Origin of the sequence: Ohtaekwangia sp., from assembly GCF_036568665.1 — a bacterium.
Lineage (GTDB): Bacteria > Bacteroidota > Bacteroidia > Cytophagales > Cyclobacteriaceae > Ohtaekwangia.
Window position 1 is genome coordinate 1 of the sequence record NZ_DATCSD010000125.1, and the last position, 18803, is coordinate 18803.

The 18803-nt window shown below is 43.0% G+C and carries 15 protein-coding genes and 1 pseudogene; 7 read left to right on the forward strand and 9 right to left on the reverse strand.

What is annotated here, in order from left to right; translation table 11 throughout:
• Positions 1-897: lipopolysaccharide biosynthesis protein (locus VIN08_RS06615; RefSeq protein ID WP_331962061.1), on the reverse strand; the 897-nt coding region annotated here is incomplete at its 3' end.
• Positions 898-942: 45 nt separating this feature from the next.
• Positions 943-1719: an enoyl-CoA hydratase-related protein gene (locus VIN08_RS06620; protein WP_331962063.1), complete on the reverse strand. Its 777-nt coding sequence runs from the start codon at positions 1717-1719 to the stop codon at positions 943-945.
• A 57-nt stretch (positions 1720-1776) separates the two neighbouring features.
• Here VIN08_RS06620 and VIN08_RS06625 point away from each other — a divergent pair, with 57 nt between their 5' ends.
• Together VIN08_RS06625 and VIN08_RS06630 are read left to right on the forward strand one after the other, a co-directional pair.
• On the forward strand, positions 1777-3837 hold the full coding sequence (locus VIN08_RS06625) for a hypothetical protein (RefSeq protein ID WP_331962065.1): 2061 nt from the start codon (positions 1777-1779) through the stop codon (positions 3835-3837).
• Positions 3838-4264: 427 nt separating this feature from the next.
• Positions 4265-5500 carry a T9SS type A sorting domain-containing protein gene (locus VIN08_RS06630; RefSeq protein ID WP_331962068.1) on the forward strand — a complete coding sequence of 412 codons (1236 nt, stop codon included), beginning with the start codon at positions 4265-4267 and terminating at the stop codon, positions 5498-5500.
• Between the two features lie 23 nt (positions 5501-5523).
• On the opposite strand, the gene VIN08_RS06635 is transcribed toward VIN08_RS06630, so the two are convergent.
• Positions 5524-6471, reverse strand: a complete 948-nt coding sequence (locus VIN08_RS06635; RefSeq protein WP_331962071.1) for an NAD-dependent epimerase/dehydratase family protein — start codon at positions 6469-6471, stop codon at positions 5524-5526.
• Between the two features lie 158 nt (positions 6472-6629).
• On the opposite strand from VIN08_RS06635, the gene VIN08_RS06640 reads away from it, so the two are divergent.
• Both VIN08_RS06640 and kbl read left to right on the forward strand, forming a co-directional pair.
• Positions 6630-7250 (forward strand): hypothetical protein, encoded by a 621-nt coding sequence (locus VIN08_RS06640; protein WP_331962074.1) that lies wholly within the window; start codon positions 6630-6632, stop codon positions 7248-7250.
• A gap of 3 nt (positions 7251-7253) precedes the next feature.
• A complete protein-coding gene (gene kbl / locus VIN08_RS06645; RefSeq protein ID WP_331962077.1) occupies positions 7254-8450 on the forward strand; it encodes a glycine C-acetyltransferase in 1197 nt (398 codons plus the stop codon).
• Positions 8451-8542: 92 nt separating this feature from the next.
• Here the strand turns inward: kbl and VIN08_RS06650 are convergent, their stop codons facing one another.
• The 4 genes from VIN08_RS06650 to folP all read right to left on the reverse strand — a co-directional run bounded on the left by VIN08_RS06650 (position 8543) and on the right by folP (position 14157).
• Positions 8543-9001 (reverse strand): hypothetical protein, encoded by a 459-nt coding sequence (locus tag VIN08_RS06650; protein ID WP_331962080.1) that lies wholly within the window; start codon positions 8999-9001, stop codon positions 8543-8545.
• Positions 9002-9095: 94 nt separating this feature from the next.
• Positions 9096-12323 carry a caspase family protein gene (locus tag VIN08_RS06655; protein WP_331962083.1) on the reverse strand — a complete coding sequence of 1076 codons (3228 nt, stop codon included), beginning with the start codon at positions 12321-12323 and terminating at the stop codon, positions 9096-9098.
• Between the two features lie 37 nt (positions 12324-12360).
• Entirely contained in the window at positions 12361-13233 is an 873-nt protein-coding gene (gene cdaA / locus VIN08_RS06660) for a diadenylate cyclase CdaA (RefSeq protein WP_331962086.1), read from the reverse strand.
• A 36-nt stretch (positions 13234-13269) separates the two neighbouring features.
• Positions 13270-14157, reverse strand: a complete 888-nt coding sequence (gene folP, locus VIN08_RS06665; protein ID WP_331962089.1) for a dihydropteroate synthase — start codon at positions 14155-14157, stop codon at positions 13270-13272.
• A gap of 61 nt (positions 14158-14218) precedes the next feature.
• Here folP and VIN08_RS06670 point away from each other — a divergent pair, with 61 nt between their 5' ends.
• The 3 genes from VIN08_RS06670 (at position 14219) to VIN08_RS06680 (ending at position 16591) form a co-directional block, all read left to right on the forward strand.
• Complete coding sequence (locus tag VIN08_RS06670) at positions 14219-14752, forward strand: DUF1599 domain-containing protein (RefSeq protein ID WP_331962092.1); 534 nt, start codon at positions 14219-14221, stop codon at positions 14750-14752.
• A gap of 22 nt (positions 14753-14774) precedes the next feature.
• The gene (locus tag VIN08_RS06675) at positions 14775-15887 is read left to right on the forward strand and encodes a BT_3928 family protein (protein ID WP_331962095.1); all 1113 of its coding nucleotides are present in this window, start codon (positions 14775-14777) and stop codon (positions 15885-15887) included.
• Positions 15888-16090: 203 nt separating this feature from the next.
• Positions 16091-16591, forward strand: coding sequence for a shikimate kinase (locus tag VIN08_RS06680; RefSeq protein WP_331962098.1), 501 nt, complete (start codon positions 16091-16093; stop codon positions 16589-16591).
• On the opposite strand, the gene VIN08_RS06685 is transcribed toward VIN08_RS06680, so the two are convergent.
• On the reverse strand, positions 16581-18089 hold the full coding sequence (locus VIN08_RS06685) for a hypothetical protein (protein ID WP_331962101.1): 1509 nt from the start codon (positions 18087-18089) through the stop codon (positions 16581-16583). The genes VIN08_RS06680 and VIN08_RS06685 overlap by 11 nt on opposite strands.
• A 36-nt stretch (positions 18090-18125) precedes the next feature.
• Positions 18126-18803: pseudogene (locus tag VIN08_RS06690) on the reverse strand (hypothetical protein); the annotation flags it as partial.

The window sequence follows — 18803 nt, forward strand, 5'->3', positions numbered from 1 at the left end:
GGCAAAAAGCTGAGGTGAATTTTTATCGGATGCGTTAGAAAAGAAGAATGGTTCTGCTGCATAGCGAAATGCCTGTATAGCCAGGTTCATGAGTATAGCAAACTTATAGCACGCACCAAACACACCAAGCGCATACTCTGAAGTTTGTCCTGCATAGAATCCCTCCGGCAACCACCACTCGAGTGTGAGACGCGAGAACATTTCGTTTGTCATCCCCGCCAGGCCCATTAACATAATCGGGTATGCATACTGCGACATGGTGAGGAACATAGAACGATTATAATCCGGTCGCCACTGGAGCAAGGTGCGCGCAAAGAATACCAGGTAAAAAGCGTTGGCTATCAGGTTGGCTAGTACTACAAAACCAACACCACGTTCAGGATCGAAAGCTATATATAGGAAGTATATATTCAGCCCCACCAGCACCACGATGTTGATTAATTTACCGGTAACAAACTTGATTGCTTTTTTCTGCAGGCGCAGGCGTGCAAAAGGTATAGCAACAATGGAATCAATAAAGAGTATACATGCGAGCCATATTACAAAATTCGATTTGCCGGGTATAGAAAGAATAGTTGCAATCGGATTGGCAAAGATGATAAAGAGCAATGTGAGTGCTGCACTGATGGAGATAACAACCGTCTGCGCAATGTTGAATATTTTTTTTTCGTCAGCGCCTTCTTTGTTGGCAAAGCGAAAGTAAGCCGTCTCCATACCAAACATGAAGATGATGTTGATAACAGCCGAGTATGCAAACAGCTTGGTAATAACTCCGTATTCATCCGGGGCAAATACTTCGGTGTGGAGTCGAACCAGTAAAAAATTCAGGAAGCGGGGTACTATACTTCCTAAACCATATAGTACTGTTTCTCCTGCTAATCGCTTTATCTTGCTCATGTTTATCTGCTGTGTGCTTCTATATTTTTTAAAGAGAACACACGGTTAACGACCTGTAAAGTTTGGTTTTCTCTTTTCGATAAAGGCAGAAGTTCCCTCTTTGAAATCTTCTGTAACGGTGCAGGCTGCGAAGAGTTCTGCTTCAGATGTATACCCTGCATCTTCAAAGCTATATCCGGCATTTATACTCTTGATAACATTGGCGATAGCAATGGGGCCTTTGCTTATTATTTTAGTAAGCATAGCAATGCCCAGCTCCATAAGTTCTGCCTTGGTGGCAACCACATGATTTACCAGTCCGAGCGACTTTGCCTCCTGTGCGGTAATCATATCGCCCGTCATGATAAGTTCCAGTGCTTTTCCTCTTCCCACCAACTGAGTTAACCTTTGCGTTCCACCGTACCCCGGAATTATCCCAAGATTCACTTCCGGCTGTCCGAATTTTGCATTTTCAGTGGCCAGTCGAATATGACATGCCATAGCCAGTTCGCAACCGCCTCCCAAAGCGAAGCCATTGATTGCAGCAAGTATGGGTTTCGAGGAGTTTTCGAGGGTTTTGAAAAGTTGTTGCCCCTTTTTGGAGAGCTTTAAAGCATCCTCTTTACTAAGCGATGAAAGCTCTTTTATATCAGCTCCTGCAACGAAAGATTTTTCACCGTCTCCCGTAATAAGAACTCCTTTCACATCACTGTTGTAACTGCTTTCTTCTATAATTTCGCGAAGCCTGTCTAGCGTTTCAATATTTAGTGCATTCATAGCATCTGGTCGTGAGATGGTTACGATCAGAATTGCAGAAGAGTAATGTGTTTTGATGACGGACATGACTGTAAGGATTTGCTGCAAAAGTGCAATTAATATTGATAGAGATCACAAGTGTATATGAGAAGGTTTTTTCTGGTTTTAGTAGGAGTATTTGCCATAGCGTTTTCAGTCAATGCACAAACATCTTCAACCAGCGGTGCCTGGAGTACAGGGACAAATTGGATTGGAAATACAGCACCTACCGAAAGTAATATAAGTGCGAATGTAATTGTCAATAACGCCATGACGTTCGCTTCAAGTGCATCTTTTACAGGCTGGGGATCTACAACTATTACGATTAACAATGGTGGTTCAGTGAAAATTACCGGAGATTTATCGATGACCGGCGGAGGTATTAACTTCATTATAAACACCGGTGGTACGTTGGAAGTTACAGGTACTATAACGGCAAATAACAGTTCACAAATTACACTGCAGGGAGGTACTGTTAAAGCCGGAACACTTACGATGCCAAGCTTTCAGAGTTCAAAATTTAACTATACATCAGGAACGCTTACCTTGACGGGTAGTCTTTACCTGGGAGGTAGTGAAGTATTTTCATATACTCCGTCCTTAAGCATTCCAGGAAATGTGACCATCCTTAATGGTTCAGCACTTACAGTAACATCTTTGGGAGGTACTATCGAGTTAAGTGGTTCATCTAAACTTACGTTAAATACGGGTGGCTCTCTTTCACCTTCCAGTATTAACTTTAGTGGGAGCAGCTCAGAACTTGTAGTCGCTTCAGGAACCTTGAATTACTCTTTGGCTCTAACAATCAACAGCGATAACAAGCTTACCTTAAATGCCGGAACAACCAACTTGCAAGCTCTCACTGTTGGAAGTGCAGGAACTGTAAGCATTGCTTCAGGAGCTACGTTAACAGCAACATCACTAAGTACAACAAGCAATAGCAATGCAATTTTTAATAATGCCGGAACAGCGAGTATAACGGGTAGTGTAGATTCATACGGTGTTATTACAAATTCAGGAACCATGAATGTTTCCGGAACTTATACACAGGAAAACTCTGGCAACTCAACAACAAACTCTGGGAAGTTTAATATAACAGGTAATGCATTCGCCTATGGATTGATTCAGTTAAATCCCGGAACATCAGCCGACTCTGATATGATTATTAGTGGTTCACTCACGGTTGATGCTAATCCCTGGGTGATTGTGGGGACTACTGTTTCTGCCTGTGCATCTGTCATAACCTACTATGCAGATCTCGTAGTGAAGACCAATCTTATTCTGATTGGGAGTGGTGACGTCATCGTTCGCCAAAATGGAAGAATGGTTGTTTTCGGTAATATAGTAGCATCCGGTAGCAGTGGCGGAAATCTTGTTACGGTTGACTGTGGAGGGCAAGTTTATGTTGACGGAAAAATAGACCTGGGCACAGGCGGTGGAAACACAGTTACAAACTCTAACAATTCGAGCTCTCGTACGGGTAGTGATGGTAATCCTGTAATCGGACTTTATGTTAACGGCACCACTACAGCGCAAGTAGTTTCCGGTACAGTTGGCACAAAAAGCCAATTGGAAACTAACGATTATGAATTTTTCTTGTGGATAGGTACACTGCCTTCAAGTCCGCTGCCGGTTAAGCTTATATATTTTACAATAAGCGCTATAAATACAGCCAACGTTTCATTGACTTGGGCTACCTCGATGGAAAAAAACTTTAGTCACTTCGAATTGGAGCATGCTGGCAGTGACTTGGCGTTCGCCTCAATTGCAACGATAAATGGCAAAGGTGCCGAGAGCGTAAAAGAAGTCTATAATTTCAACGATCAATTACCCTTTGCCGGTAAGAACTACTATCGCTTAAAGAGCGTGGATTTGGATGGCTCGTTTGAATACTCTGATGTTATTCTTGCGGAGCTGACTGGAAATAGCGGTGTTAAGATCTATCCGACACTCGTTTCAGATGGATTCTTTTTCGTCCAACTAGGTGATAGCTATAGTAAACCTGTTCGGCTTGAAATGATGGATGCCATGGGGCATCCGGTCTATGCTTCCGATCTTACCGAAATTACGTCCACGGTTGAATTCCCCACTTCCGCTTTGTCAGGAATTTATCTGGTTAAACTCTCATCCAGTCAATCAGTTGTGACCCGTATTTTTAAGAAATAAGTGTTACATCATTAGTCGAATTACTTCCCACGTTGATCCCCCGAATGTTCTTAATTTTTCAAATTTGGAATCTTTTGGCAGGATCAAATTGGCACACCTTTCCATTTTAATTTTTTTTCCGAATTACGAAATCGTTTCCGATAGGAGGCTATCAAGTTAATTTTGAGGTTTTATACACCGTTTAAACGCAGAATTTCGCATATTTTGAGTAATTATGCACCATATGACGGTTTTGTAGAAAATATTACATGACCTCTATTGAGGTATTAAATGACCACAAAGGCGTGTCTTGGTAAGCTTCTTGTAAATCTCATTCTGCCCATCCAGTTGTCTTTAGCGGTTAGGCATTTAAAACGAGCTGAAAGCTTGATCGGTAATGTCTGGTCGCAAGGAAAAGAGACATCTGGTTTAAGGATTAAAAACATTTATGAAAACCAGCAAAACACAACAAATTCCTGATTTACTTAATCGTGCTGCAGGATGGTTATCGGTAAAATCAATTACGCTTCTGACGCTGTTTCAGATACTTACTTGTTTTGCATTCGCTCAGGCAACCATGACCGGCAACAGCAGCGGAAATAACTGGGCTGTGGCAGCTAACTGGAGCGGTAGTAACATTGGAGATGTTGTAACAGAAACCGTAACAATCAATACGAACATTGATCCGAAGATATATAGTGGTTCTACTTTTACAGTGGGCAGTACCACTATTTCTAACAACAATACACTTACTATAAACTCTGGTGGTACGCTAAACATTGGAGATGCCACTCACACAGCAACCCTTACTACCAATAGTAACATGAACATAAATGTGGCGGGTACGCTCATTATATGGGGAACTGTGAACGTAAATAGCAATATCAACTGGAGCATTTCAGGTACGGTGATCATTAAAGGAAATCTGGTCATGGCAAGTAATGCTAACGTAACAGTATCTGGTAATCTTCAGATTGACGGTAATCTTCAGGGAAGCAGTAACACCAATGTGTCTGTGAGTGGTAATGTTAAAGTTGGAGGTAATATTAATGTAGGCGGTGGTTCTAATGCATCAGCTTGTGCCTCTTGCTTTACTCGTGGAGGAACTTGCACCGGTCCTGCATCTTTCTGTGGTAACACAACGCTACCTGTAAAGTTGATTGAGTTTGCTGGCGAGGCCGTTGCTACTGGTAACAATATTCACTGGGTAACTTCTATGGAGAGGAACTTCGATTACTTTGAACTTGAAAGAGCAGGTAAAGACCTGGTGTTTGAAACGATCGGCACTATTAAAGGTAAAGGCGGATTGGATATAACTACTTCCTATCAATTTATCGATACGAATCCATTGGCAGGTAACAACTATTATCGACTGAAGAGTGTTGACCTTGACAACTCTTATGAGCACTCTGATCTGATTCACGTTGAGTGGAATGGTTCTGCAACCGGAGCTATACTATATCCGACTATCGTTACCAAGTATTTTACAGTTGATCTGAAAGATGAACTCTCTACATCGGCTAACCTGGTAATGATCGATGCAGTAGGGAATGCCATGTATAAAACTCAACTGAGCAGCTCTCTGTCAACAATAGAAGTGCCTGACTATATCAAGCCTGGTGCTTACTTAGTGAAAATTGCTACTTCGGCAGGACAAAGAACTATCCGGATACTGAAGAAGTAAACCGAATAGTATATATAAGAATATCAGAGCCATGACGGAAGATTCTTCAGAATATCTTCCGTCATTTTTGTTAGATCAAATTTAGGTTCCCACCCCCAGTCAATGCGAGCAGCCGAATCGTTTATAGACTTTGGCCACGAGTCAGCAATAGCCTGACGAAAATCCGGATTATAGCTGATCTCAAATTCAGGTATATGCTTCTTGATTTCGATTGCTATCTCCGAAGGACAGAAACTCATGGCTGATATATTGTAGCTGCCGCGCTCGTTGATCTTCTCGGCAGGTGCTTCCATTAAGTCAAGCGTAGCTTTTACAGCATCATCCATATACATCATGGGTAAATATGTATCGGATTTCAGGAAGCACTCAAATTTTTTATCGGTCAGTGCTTTAAAGAAAATATCAACCGCATAGTCGGTTGTGCCTCCTCCGGGTTTTGTTTTGTAACCGATCAGCCCAGGGTAACGAAGACTTCTTACATCCAATCCGCGATTCTTATAGTACCACTCACACCAGCGCTCACCAGCTTGTTTACTGATGCCATATACTGTGGTTGGATCCATCACCGTGTCTTGTGGTGTTTTAATCTTAGGAGTTGTTGGTCCAAACGCAGCGATGGAACTCGGCCAATAAACTTTTTCTACTTTATACTCAACAGCAGCATCAAGCACCAGTATGAGGCTTTCCATATTCAGGTTCCAGGCAAACTTCGGATTTTTTTCTCCCGTTGCTGAGAGCACGGCTGCCAGGTGATAAATCTGTGTGAATTTATTTTTCCGGATAAACTCAATAAACTCTTTCTCTTTGAGTACATCCAGTATTTCAAAGTTGCCGGTTGCCAGTATACCCTGAGGTTCCTTTATGTCTGTAGCAATTACATTTTCTTTACCGTGCAAATTCCAAAGACCTTGTGTTAATTCAGAACCCAACTGTCCGCCTGCCCCGATTACAAGAATTTTTTGTTTACCCATTGTCTATATATTAAGTGTGTTTTAGAACTCCCATCTTTACTACCACCAGTTGAGTGGATTTTGTAAGAGATAGTTCGTTAAAAACGCGGGGCGAAATTACCAAAATTTAGCAATCACCTATCCTACGTTAGGATTCGTTTTACATTAACTTTGCATCCGTGAATTTTGAGGCTTATTTATCTTCGAAGAAAATTGATTCGGCTGCTTTCAAAAAAGCAGAACCCGTTCTTTGGGAGTCGTGGAGAAAAGAATTTGATCTGATTCATCCCAACAGCTTTACAGCACAAAAACTTTATTTAATAAATCCGATCCGCAGAAAATATCAACTGGCATTGGAGACATTGCCTGAAGTGATTAAATCTGTTGAGAAAATATCGGTGGCAGAAACTGCAGTTACTCAACCATCTGTTGAAGCAACAGGAACTCCTGTTGCTAAACCTGCAGTTGCACGCCCAGTGATGAAACCAAAATTACCGACATCACCTCCGTCAACTGCGACAACATCATCAGTTCCGCCACCATCAACCACCACAACGCCAGAAACTTCTTCAACAGAACAAGCGGCTCCTAAACCAGCGAAGCCGGTTATGGTAAGACCTGTGATGAAGCCCAAGCCAATAGTAACAGCTCCGAGCGAAGAAGCTACACCGCCAACTCCTGAAACAAAACCAGATGAAAATATAGGCAGCGATACCATTGCAAAAGATATACCGCCTAAACCTGTTAAGCCGGTTATACCCAAGCCTGTTATCAAGCCACCGAAACCCAAAATGGAATAGCACATGTATAAAAAACTTCAACCTGTTTTAGAAAAAGAATTGCAGAGTATACGCGAAGCAGGACTTTTTAAAAAAGAAAGAATCATAACCACACCACAGGGCGCAGATATACGCACGAGTGACAACAAAGAAGTGATCAACTTCTGCGCGAATAATTATCTCGGTCTTTCATCGCACCCGCGCGTAATTGAAGCTGCCAAGCGTGCTATCGATACGCATGGTTTCGGTATGTCGTCTGTTCGATTTATATGCGGCACACAGGATATACACAAAGAATTGGAACGTAAGATATCGGAGTTTCTGGGAACAGAAGATACTATACTATATGCAGCGGCCTTCGATGCGAATGGTGGTGTCTTTGAACCGCTTTTAGGTGCTGAAGATGCGATCATCTCGGATGAGCTCAACCATGCTTCCATTATAGATGGCGTGCGCTTATGTAAAGCCATGCGCTACCGCTATAAGCACAACAACATGGATGATCTTGAGAAACAATTACAGGATGCTAAAGCCGCAGGTGCTAAACAGATCATTGTTGTTACTGATGGCGCATTCTCGATGGATGGAACAATAGCACAGATGGACAAGATCTGTGATCTGGCTGATAAATATGAAGCACTGGTAATGACCGATGAATGTCACTCATCCGGATTTATAGGAAAAACAGGAAGGGGGGTGCCAGAGTATCGTGGCGTGACGGGACGTGTAGATATAATTACCGGCACGCTGGGTAAAGCACTCGGTGGAGCATCGGGAGGTTTTACTTCGGGTAGAAAAGAAATTATAGAGTTACTTCGTCAGCGTTCAAGACCATACCTGTTCTCGAATACATTGGCACCATCTATCGTAGGGGCATCGATAGAAGTATTCAATATGCTCTCGGAAACAACGGCACTTCGCGATAAGCTTGAAGAGAATACAAAGTACTTCCGCACAGAGATGACAAAGGCTGGCTTTGATATTAAGCCGGGTGAACATCCTATTGTTCCGATCATGCTATATGAAGCTCCGCTGGCACAACAGTTTGCTGATAAATTATTGGAGAAAGGAATTTATGTGATCGGATTCTTTTATCCTGTTGTAGCAAAAGGACAAGCCCGCATTCGTGTACAAATTTCTGCAGCACACGACAAGCACCATCTCGATAAAGCGATCAAGGCATTTACAGAAGTAGGCAAGGAGCTGGGCGTGATTAAGTAAATGGCATAAAGCAAAAAGCTTAAAGTTTAGAGGAGCTTATTAGATGAAGCAACTCCTAACTTTAAGCTTTCTGCTTTTTACTGTCAGCTTATTTATTTGATTCCAAAATCCTTCTTACGTTTCTCAACAATCTCGCCCATCTTGGATGTATCGCGGCTCATGAGGCCAAACGCAGGATCGATGTTACGCGAAGGGAAAAAGTATATACTGCCTTTTTTTCCTTTTACTCTCAGCTTATATAGGTTGAGGTACGGAACAATTTTCAACGACTTTACTTCGGGCCACTCGAAACGTACGTTACGATGACCTTCGAGAATAACGATTTTGTTTTTGCCAATGGCAACACGTCTGATCTTGTCAGTGATGAAGGAGAAAATAAACAGACAGATTAAACCGATCGTGAAGAAGATCAATGCCACGAAGAAACTCTTCGCGTTGAACTCGCGCTCGATGATGATGATTCCTCCTACGGTCCATTGAATAAGAGTTAGAACCAGGAAGAAATACTTGGCGAAATAAAATTTAACGGGACTGGCCTCTACCATTTTCATTTACCCTGATTAAAATAACTGTATCAAAATTACGACAGAAGTTACTAAAAAGTTTTCTCGTTAAAAAACTTTCCTTACACCTATACTTTTGTCTCTACTCTTCGATCACTACCGGAAAGTCCTGACCCCGACTAAAAGTATAGGGATACTGCGGCTTGCCTTTTAACTGGCGTGTCATCTCCGGCACCTGATCGTCAATGTATGACTTCAACTCGTAGATGGTAACCTTTCCGTCTTTCGGTGCACCATCCGCAGCACCTTGCAATGCCTTGATGAGTACATATGTGAACAGCCCGTGACCCAGCTCGGCAAACTCTGTAGCGAACTGCTCGCTGCCAGCGGAGGCCATCACATGTATACCGGCACTGCGCGATAACTGAGCGATCGCTTTCTCCTCTCCGGCACCACGTGTAGCGAGTAACTCTACCGAGCCTCCTGACTGACACGCATCCATCACGATAAGTTGTTTTAACGCTTTTATCTGCTTGAGTTTTTCCTGCAGTACACTCGCTTCAATAGCATCTTTGTGCAATGATGATTGATCGTATAAACGCAGGTTATCAGTCGGTATAAAATAGAACTTGTCGTCTACCATACTACCGTGCCCTGCGTAGTAGAATATAAATACATCTTCCTGGCTGATCTTGCTGCTGAGCTCATCCATTGTTTTTAATATCTGCTGGCGCGTAGCATCGTTGTCATATAGTGTGTGAAGCTCGATATTCTTGAAGAGGTTCGCGCTCTTCTCATCTACAATCTTGCTGAACGACTCGGCATCGGGCTTGGCATAGTTGAGATTGAGTTTGCTGTTTTTATACTCATTGATACCCACAGCCAATATATAGCATGTGCTGCTCTTGGACGGATGCTCGGAGAATATCTCGGTAGTGTGCTGGTCTGACTCGATCCTGTCTTTGTTGCTGGCAACTACCGAAAATGTATTGGTTCCTCCAATGAGATCAATGACTTGCTTGTAAGTGGTTGACTGACCTTTTGATGAAGGGAATTTCAAGTCCTGATGATTCAGTGCTATACTCTTGCCGTTGTGAAGCAGGCGAAGGTTTTCAGCTCCGGCACCATTGTCGGTGATCTTTATATATAACTCGGCCTTGCCTTGCACTGCCGGCAAAACAGCTACCCGTACCGTTGGCGGAGGTGAACTGTTCAGCTTTCCCTGTATACCTTTCTTTTCTTCGCCACCTCGGTTTTGAAAAATCTTAGGAAGTAAATCCGGTCGATAAAATTCCTGGAAGAACTGATCAACAGAGTATGTTTTTACGCCATTAACAAAGTGAATGAACTTGCGGGCGTCATCCGTACCATTAAAGTAACCTTCCGGATTTTTTACCATCCAGTCTTTTTCTCCTATATGGATATGTTCGAAAAATTCTTTGCCCGTTGCAAGGTCCCAGAACTTGGTTACACCATCCAGGCTATGGCTGATCAACATCCTGTTATCCGGACTGAACAGTAACGTTGTGATCTCGGCATTATGTCCTTCAAAAGTTTTTACTACTTGCGATGTACCTATATCCCACACGCGAATAATGCGGTCTGCTCCTGCAGAGTATATTTGTTTGCCGTCCGGATGAAAGATCGCCATGTGTACTGCTCCGCGATGGCCTTTCAATTTTTTAGTCATCAGTCCTGTGCTCATATCCCACAGGCGAATGCTGCCATCCCAGCTCGCACTCATCAATGTTTTCTGGTCGCTGCTTAACCGTATGGAAGAAATTACATCGGTATGTCCAATGAAATTACGAACCTCTTTTCGTGTATCCAGTTCCCATAGTTGTAAGGAATGATCGAGTCGTGCAGTAATAACATAAAGATCAGTTGGATGAAAGAGGACATTGTATACCGAGTAACTGCCAAAGTCAAAATAGGTAAGCATCTTGCCGGTGGCTAGATCATGAATTTTCATAGAAGCATCCCAACTGCACGACACCGCTGTTGTTTCATCGCTATTGAAATGTATATCGAAGATGGGCTCACGATAACTTTGTATCACTTGCAGCGAGTCGCCTGTCTGCAAATCCCACAGCATAATCTTGCCATCGCCACCACCCGTTAACAGCTTGCGTCCGTCTTTGGAAAGATCGTAGCACAGTACACCTTTTTTATGCCCTACGTATTCCATAATGGTTTTGCCAGTAGCTATATCCCAACGTTTTACTTTGGTGCCGAATTTACCTTTGATCAACGTCTTGCCATCGCGCGAAACCAGCAGCGAATTTTTGAAGCGTACATACCGCGCTATATTTGATTCCCAGTAAAAATTCGGATCATAGTTCAATCCTCCTTTGTCGCGTGTATTGAGAAAGCCGGTGAGTGTTCGTTCTATCTTCTGCGTCTCTATATTCCAGCTAAATGCCGTGTTGTTATCGCAGGTGATAAAGAGATGTTTGTTGTCGTGACTGAATGTTATTTCATGAAAGGCTCCTTCTTCTGCCTGCAAAGTGGCAATAGCCTGTCCGTTGGCTTCGTTCCATACTGTAATATCTTTCTCCGTTGCACGAGCCAGCTTCTTTCCATCATCACTGATCGCGATGCCCTTCAGGTCTTCTTCTCCTTTCGGATACTCGTGTGTAACTGTTAATGACGAAAGAGTATATTTCCGGCCAACACTGTTGTGCGGTATAGCATAGAGCGACTTACTATCGGTACTAAATTCAACACGCGTGCCGCATCCGCCACAGAACCCTTCTTCTATCATCAGATCTTTTACAAGCTTCCAGGTAGAAGTTTCGTATAGACTTGCTTTGCGATTATCATGACCGAAGGCAACCCAACGTCCATCTGCACTAACACTGATATCCACACCACTGCCTAAACCTTTATCCGGATCAACAGGACATTTGGCAATCGGCTTCCGCGTTTTAAAATCGTATACCACAGCGGTATCCCCATAGCCGGAGTCATTGTAGCCGGCATGGATAAAGAAACGCATCTTCGGATCAACCGCTATATCGGTAATATAGTCTATGGTGGTAACGGTATAAAGTTCTTTACCGGTAACTACGTCCCACATGCGTATAGTCTTGTCGTTACTGCCGGTGAGGAGTAATTTACCATCACTCGTAAATTGTAAACTTGTAACGGTGGCTTCATGGCCAAGAAAACTTCGTACTTCGCGGCCTGTGCTTACTTCCCAGAGTTTGGCAGATTTATCTTTACTGCCAGTGGCAACATAATTACTGTCGGGACTAACCGCGACTGATACAACAGCCAGTTCATGCCCTTTCTGCACAATAGTCTCCAGTGATTGTGAAAATGAAACGGTAACGATCAGGACGAAGAGGAGGGTAGGTATTGATCTCATGCCGGTATATATAATTCTGGCATGAAGGTAACAAGAATTACGCTTTTGCTGCGGGGGCCGAAGTCTCCGTTGATTCCGGTTCTTCTTCGATCGTTATTTCTTCCCAGTTGGCGGGTTCATCGTTGCGCAGGTATTCCAGAATTTTTAACTCAACCTGTTTCAATTTAAGGGCGCGCAAATATTTACCATTGCGGGCTAGAATAAGGCGACCAGTCTCTTCGGAGATAGCGAGCACCAGCGTATCGGTACTTTCTGACATGCCCACAGCCGCTCTGTGGCGCAAACCAAAATTAGGAGGAAGATGATCATTCTCGCTCACTGGTAATACACAGCGCGCAGCTCGTATACGACCTTTGTGTATAATCACAGCACCATCGTGCAGCGGAGAATTTTTATTGAAGATGGAAATAAGCAATCGCTTGTTTACTTCAGAGTCTAAGGCATCTCCTGTTTGAGCATAGAACTTTAATTCAGTATCGCGCGAGAAAACAACGAGCGCACCCGTCTTGGTGGCCTTCAGTGTTTTCACGGCTTCGATCACTTGAAGTATATCAAAGTCATCGTGGTATTGATGACGCCAGTTAGATATAGTCTTGAAAAAGTTCTCACGAAACTCGGTGCTTCGCCCGATCACCAATAGAAATTTTCGTATCTCCGGTTGAAAGAGAATGATCATGGCCAGCACACCTACACCCATAAATTGTCCGAGTATAGTAGAAAGCAATTCCATTTGGGCGGCCCGCACAATGAGGTATACCAGGTATAGCGCGAGCATTCCTAAAAATATATTTACAGCAATACTACCGCGGATGAGTTTATAGATCTGGTATAGTAAAACACTTACCAGCGCTATATCGATGAAATCAACCCAGCTTACCTCCAGAAATCCTATTTTAAAAAGAAAGATCATCCTGAAACAAAAGTAAGTAAAAGTATTGGCTGACAATTACGATGCCATGCCTTTAACCGTCTGCTGCATAACCTTGCCGGTAAGCGTCACGGCCTCAACGGCAGCCCGCACATCGTGCACACGCAGTATGCCGGCACCTTTCAGCAAAGCTATAGTATTAAGTGAAGTGGTGCCGTTGAGCGCCTCTTCGGGTGTTGTTGACAAAGTTCGCCAAATCATCGATTTGCGCGAGAGCCCGGCCAGTATAGGTTTACCCAATATTTTAAAATGATTGAGATTGTGAAGCAACTCAAAGTTCTGCTCAACAGTTTTGGCAAAACCAAATCCCGGATCGATTATGATATCAGAGATTCCCAGTTGATGCAATACGTGTATCTTCTGATGAAAGAAATCAATAATGTCTTTTAGGAGATTATTATATGCAGTTTCCTGTGTCATAGTCTGAGGTGTACCGCGCATGTGCATCAGTATATAGGGCACTTTCAGTCGGGCTACCGTTTCAAACATGGCAGCGTCTAACGTTCCGCCCGATACATCATTTATCATGCATGCGCCTTCAGTAACAGCGGCACGGGCTACTTCACTGCGAAATGTATCGATGGATATAAAAGTTTCCGGGAAATTCCTGCTGATGGCGCGTATCGCTACCGTTACACGCTTCAACTCTTCCTCTGTGGTAATTTCTGCAGCACCAGGTCTTGTAGAGTAGCCGCCAACGTCAATAAAGGTGGCTCCTTCCTGTATCATCTTTTCAGCTTGCGTCAGTATTTCAGCTTCAGAAATATACCGGCTTCCGCTATAAAAGCTGTCAGGCGTTATATTCAGAATCCCCATCACTTTGGGCGTGTGCAGGTCTACCAGCCGCCCGTGAAGGTTCAGTGTTTTGTTTGTGGAAAAAAAATTATTTTCGAAACCGGATTTCATGCCCGTCAATAGATGGAATTGTCGTTCAAATTAAGAAGTTTGCGAGCTAAAGTTTTATACCTTGATCGAAAAAACATCCCAGGAATATAAAGCGGTTATTGCTACCTGCAAGTCGCTGTTTGAGAAAAAGACGCGTGATTACGGCACTGCCTGGAGAATACTGCGGCTGCCGTCTATTACCGACCAGATCTATATCAAAGCCCAGCGTATACGCAGTATCCAGGAGAAGGGTGTGCAGAAAGTAGGTGACCCGATCCGCGATGAATTTATAGGCATCATCAACTATTGTATTATTGCTTTGATCCAGATTCAACTGGAAAAATCGTCAGCGCTCGAATTACAGTTCGAAGAGCTGGAACCTTTATATGATGGTGCTGTGAATGAAACGTTCGATTTGCTTCAGAATAAAAATCACGATTATGGCGAGGCCTGGCGCGAGATGCGGGTAACCTCTATCACCGATATAATCCTGATGAAGTTGTTGCGCGTAAAACAGATTGAAGATAACCAGGGTAAAACACTGGTGAGCGAAGGTGTAAAAGCGAATTACCAGGACATGATCAACTACGCTGTGTTCGCATTAATTAAGTTGTAACGGCTGACGAAACTATACAGGCATGAGAAAGTTTATTGACCAGTTTTCAAGATTTTTTATAGGTATACTTTTCATTTTTTCCGGATTGATCAAGTTAAATGACCCGATCGGTACGGAAATAAAAATGGAAGAATACTTTGAAGTATTTGCCGATGACTTCGGCTCCTTCTTTCTATTCTTCAAGCCGTATGCACTGGAGATAGGCTTTGCCCTTATTGTGCTGGAAGTGGTGCTGGGTATAGCCGTGCTGATCTTTTATAAGATGAATATCACAACCAAAGTTCTGCTGGGACTGATTGTATTCTTTACTTTCCTCACATTCTACTCGGCATTCTTTAACAAAGTAACAGACTGCGGATGTTTTGGCGATGCTATAAAACTTACTCCGTGGCAGTCATTCACAAAAGATGTAGTGCTGGTGGTATTTATACTGCATTTATTCTGGTATCGAAAAACGTATCAACCCGTGCTATATACCAAAGAAGGGAACATAGTTATACTGATATCAACCATAGTGTGCACGGGGCTTGGTATATATGCGATTCGTCATTTACCATTCATTGATTTTCGCGCCTATAGAATCGGTAATAATATACCGCAGCAAATGCAGCCGCAGGAACAACCTGTTTTTGAATATGTATTTCAGCGGAAGGATAATGGCGAAGAGGTACATTCAGAGAAATATCTGGGTGATACACTGGTATATAAGTATGTAAGTGTTCGCCAGACTAACGAAGACAAAACGAAAGCGAAGATCACTGACTATAGCGTTTCTACTGTGGAAGGTGAAGATATAACGCAAAGTACATTTCAAGGAGAAAAGCTTCTCTTTATTATTTATGATGCATCGAAAGCGTCCGTTAATAATATTGATAAAATTCGTCAGTTAGTAAAAGACCTCGATGGTAAAGTAGAGATGATGGTGCTTACAGCTTCCAGCGCAGAGCAATTCGAAGCCTTCCGTCACGAGCATCAACTGGCAGTGCCGTATTACTTTGTAGATGCTACTGTATTAAAAACTATTATCCGTTCCAATCCTGGTATAACTGTATGGAAAGACGGAACCGTAAAAGGGATGTGGCATCACAACGATACGCCTGAAGCTTCGGAGGTGCTCGAGAGATTAAAAGATTGAAAAATTAGAAGATTTAAATAATTAGAAGATTTTAAGATTTTAAGATTTTAAGATTGAAAGATTGATGGTTCATCATCTTTCGAAATAAAATCTTAAGTGGTCTGAAATTCCTAATTTTTTTAATCTTCCAATTTTATAATCTTTCAGTCCTTCAATTCTGAATCTTTCAATTTTTTAATCTTCCAATTTTACAATCAAACAAAATGAAAGTATATCTGATAGGAATGCCGGGGTCTGGTAAAACAACGCTGGGGCTACCGCTTGCCGAGCATTTGGGTATTCCGTTTGTTGATCAGGATAAGGAAATAGAGAATCGTGAGGGAAAAACTGTGCAGCAGATTTTTGCTGAGCGGGGAGAGGATTATTTCAGACAAGCAGAGTCACAAGTATTGCGCGAGTGGGCTGCTGCGCAAAAGAGTTTTGTTATGGCTACCGGTGGAGGTGCTCCTTGTTTCTTTCAGGGTATAGATGTCATTAACGAATCGGGCATAAGTATATTCTTTGATGTATCGGTGCAGGAGTTGTTAAAGCGCGTGGCAAAAAATAAAGAGCGCCCGCTGCTGCATGCAGCCGATCTGCAAGAGAAAGAAGAAAAGTTAAAAGCATTGTATACGAACAGGATGCCGACCTATAGGCAGGCACATATTATACTTGATCATCCTACCTATCAAAGCCTGCTGAAAGCTGTTCAGTTCAGAAAGTAAATCCGAATGTGATCATTGATGTGGTAGTCTTGTTGGTAATGCTTACCACCGGCTCTGATCCATCGGCCAATGTATAGGGGCTATAATAATTGCTGGCTTTCCGGTTTATGAGAGCGAAATCGGCAAAGAACTTTTTCAGCTTAACACCTACACCGCCACTGATACTCTCGATCTTGTTACTATAGTTGCTGTTCTGAAAAGTGTTGCTCTGAATGTTATACCCTCCGCGCAGGCGGAAGATATTGTAGCGAAGTTCTGCACCTATGCGATAATTGAATACTGCTTTGTATAGCGATTTGATCTCATCATTATCGCTGGAAAAAGAAACATCGGTCACATTCGAGCTATAGCGCGATTTGGCAGGATTGGTTCTTTCAATGTCAGCCGAGATAAAACCGTATTTCGATATCAAGGCTATACCTGCACTCAGTTTCAAAGGCGTTGTAAGGCTATAGTCAGAAGTAATTTCGTCTGTCGATGCTGATTCATTATTCAGGCGCACGTTCTGGCTGCCATCCCAATAATCGTAGTTTTTCCAGCTTGATGACATCGAGGCATTGTATGTTTCAGTGAGCTGATAGTATGTAGGCGATGTGAATGATAAACCTACCTGTAGAAAATTCAACGGCCGGGCTATAGCACCCAGCGTTACGTTCACACCATTACCTCGCACATTCAGATCTTCGGATAGTTGCATGTTGTTGATCACATCCGAGCTATAGGCTTCGCTATATACTTTCTGTGTTTCGTAATGCAGCGTGGTAATGCCCAGGCCTCCACCAAAAAAGATCAGATCTTTATAGTTAGCCCCATAAGAAAAATTCCATTGGTATGATCTGCCTTTGGTTGTTATTTCTTCATGTTGATCGGATTCAATGGGAGCATCGGTAAAATATTCTGTTTCAGAACCGGGAGGATCCAGTAGCGTAGAGGGGCCTATCAGGTAATTATAGTACGCGAGTCCGGTAGGTGTGTTGTATTGATACTGGTCTTGATCGAACTGGCTGGTGTTATCACCATTGGCCTGCTCCATAAAATAATCTACAATGGAAGAGGTTGTGTTGTGACCTGAATATATAGTGGAGTTATTAAAGTCGTTGATGCGCGAATAACTTATACCGAAAGACCCTCCTTTAAAATCTCCGTCAGTATCGCGCTTCATATTCAGCACGAGGCTGAAGCCCGGTATATTAAATTTGGAGAGACTCTCTTCATTGGAAGAGCCATTGAGTGTAGCCTGTGTATTGTAGAAAGTAAGGGCAGGAGTAAAGGTAAATTCCGAGCGGTTATACATGCCAAGCCCGGCAGGGTTAGAGAGTGCTGAGCTATAGTCTCCGCCTAAAGCTATTTGTGTTCCTCCCAGTCCTAATATACGTGCACTTCCGGCTGGCTGCGTTCTGCCAAATAACAGGGCAGACTCTGCATAGCTCTGCGCCAGTGCATGATAATTTATCGACAAAAGAGTAACACTCAGGATAATCCCAATACTTTTCTTCATCACCACAAAAGGAATTTAATTTTCTACGCTAAAAAATCAGTGTCTGGTTCTGCCGCCACTGTGCGATCCGCCACCACTGCTGCCACCTCCGAATGATCCGCTACTTCTGCCACCACCATCAAATGAACTGCTTCTGGATGGCGTGAAGGAAGAATTGTTGGAGCGGTTGTTTGAGTTTGAATCAAAGAAACTGCTGCTACGTGTAGGGGCTGAGTTGTGCCAGTTGTTATTGTTAGAAGGTGAACTGCTTTGTTGTGTTGTAGTACTTCTCCACGATCTGTTGTAGTACTCGTTCGAACTACGCGTTGTAGTTGTAGTAGACGGAGTATATGAACTGGAGAAACGTCCATTGGTAGAACCGCTGTTAGTAGAGGTTGTACTGGTAGCACGTGTACGGTTACCCGTTGCTGGAGAAGTATAGCTTGTGTAATGCTCGTTCGAAACAATAGAGGTTCCTCTTGTTCCACGTCTTCCATACACTACGTTGCGTCCGTTGTCAGAACCGTTGTTTACTACTACAACAGTAGTTGGGTATCCGTACCAGCCAGAGTATCCGGCACCATAACCGTAGCCATAAGGTCCCCATGCAGAAGTATAGCCACAATACGGTCTGTTCCAATAGTTATAGTTACCGCCCCAGCCATAGTTCCATGAACTGCCCCAGTAGTAGCTGAAAGAGGTAGACCAACCGTTGTTCCAGTACGGATCATACCA

What these genes read in the sequence shown, in the direction of transcription:
- cdaA (WP_331962086.1), bottom strand. Translation starts at nt 13,233, where the DNA reads ATGATCTTTCTTTTTAAAATAGGATTTCTGGAGGTAAGCTGGGTTGAT.
- VIN08_RS06620 (WP_331962063.1), bottom strand. Translation starts at nt 1,719, where the DNA reads ATGTCCGTCATCAAAACACATTACTCTTCTGCAATTCTGATCGTAACC.
- VIN08_RS06685 (WP_331962101.1), bottom strand. Translation starts at nt 18,089, where the DNA reads ATGAAGAAAAGTATTGGGATTATCCTGAGTGTTACTCTTTTGTCGATA.
- VIN08_RS06655 (WP_331962083.1), bottom strand. Translation starts at nt 12,323, where the DNA reads ATGAGATCAATACCTACCCTCCTCTTCGTCCTGATCGTTACCGTTTCA.
- VIN08_RS06635 (WP_331962071.1), bottom strand. Translation starts at nt 6,471, where the DNA reads ATGGGTAAACAAAAAATTCTTGTAATCGGGGCAGGCGGACAGTTGGGT.
- VIN08_RS06650 (WP_331962080.1), bottom strand. Translation starts at nt 9,001, where the DNA reads ATGAAAATGGTAGAGGCCAGTCCCGTTAAATTTTATTTCGCCAAGTAT.
- kbl (WP_331962077.1), top strand. Translation starts at nt 7,254, where the DNA reads ATGTATAAAAAACTTCAACCTGTTTTAGAAAAAGAATTGCAGAGTATA.
- folP (WP_331962089.1), bottom strand. Translation starts at nt 14,157, where the DNA reads ATGAAATCCGGTTTCGAAAATAATTTTTTTTCCACAAACAAAACACTG.
- VIN08_RS06630 (WP_331962068.1), top strand. Translation starts at nt 4,265, where the DNA reads ATGAAAACCAGCAAAACACAACAAATTCCTGATTTACTTAATCGTGCT.
- VIN08_RS06675 (WP_331962095.1), top strand. Translation starts at nt 14,775, where the DNA reads ATGAGAAAGTTTATTGACCAGTTTTCAAGATTTTTTATAGGTATACTT.
- VIN08_RS06625 (WP_331962065.1), top strand. Translation starts at nt 1,777, where the DNA reads ATGAGAAGGTTTTTTCTGGTTTTAGTAGGAGTATTTGCCATAGCGTTT.
- VIN08_RS06680 (WP_331962098.1), top strand. Translation starts at nt 16,091, where the DNA reads ATGAAAGTATATCTGATAGGAATGCCGGGGTCTGGTAAAACAACGCTG.